We start from the raw sequence: 7,104 nt of genomic DNA, 5'->3' as shown, positions 1-7,104 counted from the left end.
TAGGTGGGGATGGTCTGGGACGCCGATCGGAAGCACCGGCGTCGTCCGCTCTCGTTGGAGTGGGTTCTTGTTCAAATTCCTTGGCACGCAACGTCTTTCTGATCTCGTTAAGTTCACAGAGGTGCTCTCAGGCGAGGTCGGCAGGCTGGCGGTCCGGATCGTCGAGGTGGAACCGCCCTCGAATATTGGGGCGCTCCAGCAACTTCGGCGGGTACCCGGGTCCGGGCCGCGGGGTGACGTTCTGCGACGCCAGCGGCTGCTTGCAGTGTGAGCACACCACCTCTGCATCGGCGTCGTGACCGCAGGTGTCGTGTCGTGCGACGATCGGCGGACCGGCCGCACCTGCGAGCCAGCGGTCACCCCATGCGGTCATGGTCGCGATGACGCCATAGAAGTCGCGGCCGGATTCGGTGAGCAGGTACTCGTGGCGCACGGGCATGGTCTCGTACACGCACTTCTCCATCAGCCCGGCCTCGACCAGTCGACGCAGCCGCTCCGAAAGGGTGTTTCGTGCGATGCCGAGTTCTTGCTGGAACTCGTCGAAGCGGCGGATGCCGTAGAAGGCCTCGCGCAGGACCAGCGGCGTCCACCAGTCGCCGAGCAGGTCCATGGTTCGGGCCAGGGAGCAGGGCCAGTTCGCCAACGAGGTCCGTTTCATGTCGTCATCCTAGTTGGTCTTTCATTGAGACTCAGCTGTTCAATGCCGAGAGCAAGTCTTGCGCTGGTAAGTCTATTTACGCAACTATGGACGTCAGCCGATGGAAGGAGCTGATTGTGGAGTGGACCGGGCAGGTGTACGCGGACACCCCGACCGTGGCGGTGCAGACCTACATCGATGCGCCGCCGGATCGGGTGTGGAGATGCGTGAGCGATATCCACCTCATGCCACGCCTCAGCGCCGAACTGCGCGCCGTCGAGTGGCTCGACGGCGCGACCGGCCCCGCGGTGGGCGTGCGGTTCAGCGGGCAGAACGCGCACGAGGCGATGGGATCCTGGGAGACGATCAGCACCATTGTTGAATTCGATCCGGAGCGCAGCTTCGCCTGGGCGGTCGGCGACCCCGAATATCCCTCCAGCATTTGGCGTTTCACGATGCGGTCCGAAGGTGCGGGCACGGTCCTCGAGCAATGGACGCAAATGGGCCCGGCCCGCTCCGGACTCAGCTACGCCATCGACGCCATGCCCGACAAGGAGCAGAGGATCGTCTTCGTCCGATTGCGTGAATTCGAGACCGGTATGAAAGCCAATCTGGCCGCCATCAAGGATCTGGTGGAGGGTGCGGCGTAATGCGCACCGCCACAACGATCGAAGGCTCTTCGGTCGGCTGGTCCGAGCTCACCGAATTCGTCGTCGAAGCCGAGAAGCTCGGCCTGGACATCTGCTGGGTGGCCGAGGCCTGGGGCACCGACGCGGCCACGCCGCTGGGCTTTCTGGCGGCGCGCACCGAGCGAATCCTGCTGGGATCCGGGGTCATTCAGCTCGGCACCCGATCCCCGGTGCTGATCGCCCAGACGGCCATGACCCTGGCCCAGCTTTCCGAGGGGCGTTTCCTGCTCGGTCTCGGCGCCTCGGGTCCGCAGGTCATCGAGGGCCTGCACGGTGTTCCGTTCGCGCGCCCGCTGACCCGCATGCGCGAAACCGTGCAGATCATCCGAGAGGTCTTCACGGGCAACAAAATCGCCTACCAGGGGGATCATTTCACCATTCCGCTGCCCGGCGGCGAGGGCCGTCCGATGCGGCTGAGCATGCAGCCCGTCGCAGTGCCGATCTACCTCGCCACGCTGTCGCCGAAGATGCTGGAACTCACCGGCGAGATCGCCGACGGATGGCTGGGCACCAGCTTCGTCCCCGAGGGCGCGCAAGCCTACCTCAGCCATCTCGACGCCGGGCTGGCCCGATCCGGACGCACCCGCGCCGATCTCGATATCTGCCAGGGCGCGGAGATCAATATCGTCGCCGACGCGGCCCAGTTGGCGGCCGTTGTCGGCAGCCGCAAGCAGGAGCTCGCCTTCTCCCTCGGCGGCATGGGTTCTGGAACCACCAACTACTACAACAACGCCTACAGCCGCCAAGGTTGGGCCGATGTCGCCGCTCGGGTGCGCGAGCGCTGGCAGAGCGGTGACCGTGACGGTGCCGCAGCCCTCATCACCGATGAAATGGTCATGGCTACAACGCTGATCGGCACCGAGGATATGGTCCGCGACCGCCTGCGCACCTGGCGCGATACCGGCGTCGACACCGTTCGCCTCTATCCCGCGGGCGACACCCTGCACGCGCGCCTCGACAACCTCGGCCGCGGAATCGATTTGATACGTGGGGTTGGCGATCGAGCGTAGGCGCCCCCGACGCGTTTGCGCCTCGTCGTGAATCGGTGATCGGCCGCTGCCCGGCGTGACCACGCTACCTCGGCAGTCCGGCCCGGCGGCGAGTCACGGCGGCGACGGCGGCCCAGTCCTTATCGCCGTCGCCATGGGCGAGGGCGTCGAGGAAGGCGTCGCGCAGCACGCTGGCGAAGGGCAGCGGGACATTCGTCGCGGCGCCCGCGGTGAGGGCGAGGTTGACGTCCTTGAGGCCCAGCGGGAGTCGAAAGCCTGCTGGTTCATAGCGGCGTTCGGCGACCATTGCGCCGTAGCCGGCGTAGATCGGCCCGGGAAATAGTGTGCCGGTGAGCATTTCGACCAGGTCGGTGGGCCGGACACCGTGGGACTCGGCCACACTGCACGCCTCGGCCATGGACTCGATGGCGGAGGCGATCAGGAAGTTGACGCTGATCTTCGCGGCGTTGGCGTGGTGGGGGCGAGTGCCGAAATGCCAGGTGTGCCGGCCCATCGCGGACAGCAGCGGTGCTGCCTTCGTCAGCGCCGTCTCCTCGCCGGCGGCGAGAATGTTCAGTTCGCCCGCGGCGGCCACTTGGGGCCGGCCGAGGACGGGCGCGGCGACGTAGCCGATGCCGTGCTCGGTGTGCAGGGCTTCGGCCTGCTCGGCGAGCGCGATCGAGACCGTCGCCATGTTGAGATGCAGCGCTGCCTTCGCACCGACCAACAGCTCGGGGTCGAGCAGCAGCTGCTCGACCGCTTGGTCGTCGGCCAGCATCGAGACGACCGCCTCGGCGGCGAACACGTCAGCGAGCCGCCCGGCCGCGTCGGCGCCCTGCGCGACCAGCGCGGCGACCGGCTCGGGGGAGCGGTTCCAGACCAGCAGCCGATAGCCTGCCCGAAGCAGGCTGGCGGCCATGCCCTGCCCCATCGCGCCGAGCCCGACGAAACCAACGGTCATTCCAGTCATCGCACACTCCTCGTTGTCATCGTCAGCCGACCGACTCAACGGCGGCCGCTTTCTGGTCGAAGGCCGTGCAGCTGGGCCGATGCCGACCGAGCCGGATTCATCGTCCCCTTTGTCGGGCATCGCCGCGGTCTATCTCGAGATGCGATTTTCGCTAGCGAGCAGCTACGCCTGCGTTTCGCTCGGTGATTCCACTGCCGTACCAGTGCGCCAACACCATCAGCGCCCATCCACCAGCAAACCTCCGTAACGACGACCGGCAGCATCCTGTCCGGAAACCGCCCAAGGGGTCCAACATTTTTCGACCACCTACCACCTACGGGCTACGGCGAAACCAGGGAGGTACGACCGTGGAGGTAGGGCGAACTCCGGGGTTACCGGATAGGCGTGGGTGTACCTCGTGTCTACCGTCGTAGTTGTCATCTCGAAATGACCTTGGTCGCCTGGTGGAGAGAGGTAGCAGCGTGGGTGCGAGCATATTTCGGCGGCGCGGCCGGTACGCCATCGTCGCCGCAGCCCTGCTGGCCACGGCTGGCTGCGGCGGTAGCACGGCGACTCCGAGTACGGCGGCACCGCTGCCCGCACAGGTCTCCGACGCGCTGTCCGACCTGGTCCGCTCTGGTCTGCCCGGCGCGCAGGCCGTCATCAGCGGACCGGACGGACAGCACACTGTCACCGCAGGTGCTGGCGACCTCGCCACCGGAGCGCCCTACGCCGACCGCGCCCATATCCGAATCGGCAGCGTCACCAAGACCTTCGTCGCCACGGTCGTCCTGCAACTCGTCGCGGAGGGCACCGTCGAACTCGACGCCCAGATCGAGCGGTACCTGCCGGGTGTGGTGCAAGGCAACGGCAATGACGGCAACCGGATCACCGTGCACCAACTGCTCCAGCACACCAGCGGTCTCGCGGACTTTGCCCCCGAAGACCCCGCGCACAAGCTGCCTCAGCAACTCGATCAGACGACCGACGGCAAGGCCTACCGCGACTTCACACCGGCCGACCTGGTCGGCATCGCGATGAGCATGCCGCCGCAGTTCGAGCCGGGAGCGCGATTTCAATACACCAACACCAACTACGTGCTGCTGGACATGCTGATCGAACACATCACCGGCCATCGGCTCGCCGCCGAGATCAGCAGCCGCATCCTCGAACCCCTCGCACTGCACGACACCTACATCCCGTTGGCCGGTGACACCGGCCTGCGCGATCCGCATCCGCTCGGCTACCGCAGTGTCGACGGCAAGTGGGTCGACGCCACCGACTCGGAGGCGGCGTGGGCCGGCGCTGCCGGCGCGATCATCTCCACCGGCGCCGACCTGAACCGGTTCTTCACCGCATTGGTGACCGGAAAACTCCTTCCGGCAACACAACTCGCGCAGATGGAACAAACCATGCCGATGTCGCCCTCGACAGAGATGACCTACGGCCTCGGCCTGATCCGATTTCAGATGCCTTGCGGGAAGGAAGTGAAGGAGGTCTGGGGGCACTCCGGCGGCATTCCCGGCTTCAGCACCCTGGCGATCGCCACGCCCAAGGGAACCGCGGCAACCATCAGTGTCAACACCGAACAGACCAACGACGAGTTTTCCACCGCAGTGGCCGCTATCAGTTGCGCGGTCGCCTGATCCGACAGTTGCGACCGATCACCGCCCACCGCAACCACGGCGAGCAAATGTGGCATCGGCGGCCCAGGTTTCCGATCCGGCGCGCCGATCCGCCGTCGTCCCTGGTCAGCGATAGCGTTGTTGATCCGACGACCCGAAAAGAGCGGAATCGACATGCCGGAAGAAGACGATGCGGGCGAGGATCACCAGGGCCGAATGAACCGCCGGACCGCGCTCGGTGCCGGCGCTGCCGCGCTCGGCGGCGCCGGGGTGGGCGGCGCGGTGGCCGCGCACCTGTCCCGGGCCGCCAACGAGACGGACCTGGCGATTACCAACGAGATCAACGCCAATCTCAACAACGCGCGGCACTTGTTCAAAATCACCGCTGCGGAACCGCAGCAATTCGACGGCGGCAACCTGCGCGGTGCGACCGAAGACAACTTTCCCGTGCTGTCCGGACAGAACGGCGCGGTCTACCTGGTCCGGTTGGAAGTCGGCGGCATCCGCGAACCGCATTGGCACCCCACCGCCTGGGAGCTGAACTACGTCGTTTCCGGATCCGCGAAATGGACCATCCTCGGCACGCACCTCGACGGTAGTTACCGCAACGACGTCTTCGAAGCCGGACAGGGCGATCTCGTATTCGCGCCGCAGGGCTTTTTCCACTATTTCGAGAACGCTCGCACCGATATGCCGCTCGACGTACTCATCATCTTCAACACCAGCGTCCGCGAAGGCTCCGACGACATCGGAATCAAGGCCGCACTCAACGCCATCCCACGCGACGTGCTCGCCACCACCCTGGGCATCCCCGCCTCGGCGCTCGACGCCATACCCACCGACATCGCCCCCGTTGTCATCACCAAACGCCGCTGAACGTCGAGTGCGGCCTCCTACCACAACTGGGCAGCGGCCGAATCGAGGTACGGCAATCACCGGGCGTGCGAGCTGGTTGGTCCAGCCGACGGTGTTGCGGGTCGGTAACTGCATCCGAATAGCCGAAAGGCGAAAGGTGTGGCGCGATCCTCGCGGGGTAGGCAATCGATCGAGAGCAGGCATCTCGTCATCACCCGTCACCGCGGTGACGGCGCCGGGCAACCGCTTCACGCTGGAAGGACATCCCGCCAAAACTAAGGAGCAGATATGTCCACCATTCACTTCAAGGAGACGACGAGCTCGACGCCGGAGCAGTTTGTCGCGGCGCTGACCGACTTCGGGCCCGGCCGCTCACAGCTGTTCGGCAACAGCACCGACGAATATCTCGAGGTGCATGCCCAGGGCCGCAACGAGGCCGACGTCACCGAGGGGTCGCGCGGCATCTGGGAACGCCTGCACTACGACTGGTCGGACCCCGATCGCGTCGTCATGACGACCACCGACTCCAACATATGGGGCGGCCACTCGGGCCACACATACTCCTTCGCTCGCCGGCCCGACGGGAAGACCGATATGGATGTTGTCGTGGTGCGCGAGGGCAAGAACCTCAGGGGTCGGTTGCTCGGCGTGGTGGTCGGGACGGTCGGCAAGCGCGTCTTGAAGCAGGCGCTGGATAAGACCGTCAAGGCTGTCGAAGCTCGTAATAGCGGCGCGGGAACGGCGGAACGTTCGTGACCTCATAACGGGCAAGAGGAGTCAGAGATGACCGCTGTTCATCACCGCTCCGCGACCGTGCAAGGCCAGAGGCTGTTCTATCGGGAGGCCGGTCCCGCCGACGCCCCGGCGATCGTGCTGCTGCACGGCTTCCCGACCAGCTCGTTCATGTTTCGCAACCTCATCCCCGCGCTGGCTGACCGATACCATGTGATCGCACCGGATCACCTCGGGTTCGGGCTGTCCGCCGCTCCCTCCGTAGCCGAGTTCGACTACACCTTCGACGCCTTGGCCGACTTGACCGCCGGGTTGCTCGAACAGCTGCATGTGACGCGCTACGCGATCTACGTGCAGGACTATGGTGCGCCGATCGGTTGGCGCCTTGCTTTGGCTGATCCGCAGGCCATTACCGCGATCATTTCGCAGAACGGCAACGGCTACGACGCTGGCTTCGTGGACAGCTTCTGGACCACCGTCTGGGATTACCAGCGCGCACAGACGCCCGAGACCGAGGCCAACATCCGCACCGCGCTGACCCTGGAGACCACGAGGTGGCAGTACCTCACGGGGGTCGCCGACGAGAGCCTGGTCAGCCCGGATACCTGGCATCACGACTTCGCGCTGC

The 7,104-nt window shown here is 65.7% G+C and carries 8 protein-coding genes; 6 read left to right on the top strand and 2 right to left on the bottom strand.

Annotated features, from left to right (window positions below; all coding sequences use genetic code 11):
* Positions 1-127 precede the first annotated feature (127 nt).
* Complete coding sequence (locus ABZW16_RS42430) at positions 128-658, bottom strand: helix-turn-helix domain-containing protein (RefSeq protein WP_354961822.1); 531 nt, start codon at positions 656-658, stop codon at positions 128-130.
* A 116-nt stretch (positions 659-774) separates the two neighbouring features.
* On the opposite strand from ABZW16_RS42430, the gene ABZW16_RS42425 reads away from it, so the two are divergent.
* Positions 775-1,287 carry an SRPBCC family protein gene (locus ABZW16_RS42425; protein WP_354961821.1) on the top strand — a complete coding sequence of 171 codons (513 nt, stop codon included), beginning with the start codon at positions 775-777 and terminating at the stop codon, positions 1,285-1,287.
* Positions 1,287-2,336, top strand: coding sequence for an LLM class flavin-dependent oxidoreductase (locus tag ABZW16_RS42420; protein ID WP_354961820.1), 1,050 nt, complete (start codon positions 1,287-1,289; stop codon positions 2,334-2,336). The genes ABZW16_RS42425 and ABZW16_RS42420 overlap by 1 nt, the downstream gene beginning before the upstream one ends.
* Positions 2,337-2,400: 64 nt before the next feature.
* Here ABZW16_RS42420 and ABZW16_RS42415 read toward each other — a convergent pair whose 3' ends face one another.
* Entirely contained in the window at positions 2,401-3,285 is an 885-nt protein-coding gene (locus tag ABZW16_RS42415; protein WP_354961819.1) for an NAD(P)-dependent oxidoreductase, read from the bottom strand.
* Positions 3,286-3,746: 461 nt separating this feature from the next.
* Between ABZW16_RS42415 and ABZW16_RS42410 the strand changes: the two genes are divergently transcribed.
* From ABZW16_RS42410 to ABZW16_RS42395, 4 genes are all read left to right on the top strand, one after another.
* Positions 3,747-4,910 carry a serine hydrolase domain-containing protein gene (locus ABZW16_RS42410; RefSeq protein WP_354961818.1) on the top strand — a complete coding sequence of 388 codons (1,164 nt, stop codon included), beginning with the start codon at positions 3,747-3,749 and terminating at the stop codon, positions 4,908-4,910.
* A 153-nt stretch (positions 4,911-5,063) separates the two neighbouring features.
* Positions 5,064-5,765, top strand: coding sequence for a cupin domain-containing protein (locus ABZW16_RS42405; RefSeq protein ID WP_354961817.1), 702 nt, complete (start codon positions 5,064-5,066; stop codon positions 5,763-5,765).
* A gap of 267 nt (positions 5,766-6,032) precedes the next feature.
* Complete coding sequence (locus ABZW16_RS42400) at positions 6,033-6,500, top strand: hypothetical protein (protein ID WP_354961816.1); 468 nt, start codon at positions 6,033-6,035, stop codon at positions 6,498-6,500.
* 27 nt (positions 6,501-6,527) lie between these two features.
* On the top strand, positions 6,528-7,104 hold a 577-nt coding region (locus ABZW16_RS42395), incomplete at its 3' end, for an alpha/beta fold hydrolase (RefSeq protein ID WP_354961815.1).

Origin of the sequence: Nocardia sp. NPDC004604, from assembly GCF_040609795.1 — a bacterium.
GTDB lineage: Bacteria > Actinomycetota > Actinomycetes > Mycobacteriales > Mycobacteriaceae > Nocardia.
The sequence above is the reverse complement of the archived record's forward strand: the minus strand, read 5'-3'. Positions and strand labels throughout refer to the sequence as shown.

Bases quoted from the DNA above. Each gene is read 5' to 3' on its own strand.
- ABZW16_RS42430 (WP_354961822.1), bottom strand. From the start codon at position 658: ATGAAACGGACCTCGTTGGCGAACTGGCCCTGCTCCCTGGCCCGAACC.
- ABZW16_RS42420 (WP_354961820.1), top strand. From the start codon at position 1,287: ATGCGCACCGCCACAACGATCGAAGGCTCTTCGGTCGGCTGGTCCGAG.
- ABZW16_RS42415 (WP_354961819.1), bottom strand. From the start codon at position 3,285: ATGACTGGAATGACCGTTGGTTTCGTCGGGCTCGGCGCGATGGGGCAG.
- ABZW16_RS42405 (WP_354961817.1), top strand. From the start codon at position 5,064: ATGCCGGAAGAAGACGATGCGGGCGAGGATCACCAGGGCCGAATGAAC.
- ABZW16_RS42400 (WP_354961816.1), top strand. From the start codon at position 6,033: ATGTCCACCATTCACTTCAAGGAGACGACGAGCTCGACGCCGGAGCAG.